1 rRNA gene is annotated in these 477 nt (G+C 49.7%); it reads right to left on the bottom strand.

Annotated features, from left to right (window positions below):
• Positions 1–73: 73 nt before the first annotated feature.
• Positions 74–477, bottom strand: a 16S ribosomal RNA gene (locus ACJDT4_RS23335); the annotation flags it as partial.

Below are 477 nucleotides of genomic sequence, written 5' to 3'. Positions count from 1 at the left end.
ATTGAATTCTCAAAATTAAACAGAGATAAGAATGAACCTTCATGAAAACTGCGTTTTCATGTCGACTCCTTAGAAAGGAGGTGATCCAGCCGCAGGTTCTCCTACGGCTACCTTGTTACGACTTCACCCCAATTATCAACCCCACCTTCGACCGCTGGTTCCAAAAGGTTACCTCACGGGCTTCGGGTGTTGCCGACTCTCATGGTGTGACGGGCGGTGTGTACAAGGCCCGGGAACGTATTCACCGCAACATTCTGATTTGCGATTACTAGCAACTCCAGCTTCATGTAGGCGAGTTTCAGCCTACAATCCGAACTGGGATGGGTTTTTGAGTTTAGCTCCACCTTGCGGTCTTGCATCTTTTTGTTCCCACCATTGTAGCACGTGTGTAGCCCCAGACATAAGGGGCATGATGATTTGACGTCATCCCCACCTTCCTCCCGGTTAACCCGGGCAGTCTCACTAGAGTGCTCAACT

This window comes from Clostridium neuense (assembly GCF_045310695.1).
GTDB classification, from domain to species: domain Bacteria; phylum Bacillota; class Clostridia; order Clostridiales; family Clostridiaceae; genus Clostridium_S; species Clostridium_S neuense.
This window is presented reverse-complemented; position numbering and strand designations above follow the sequence as displayed.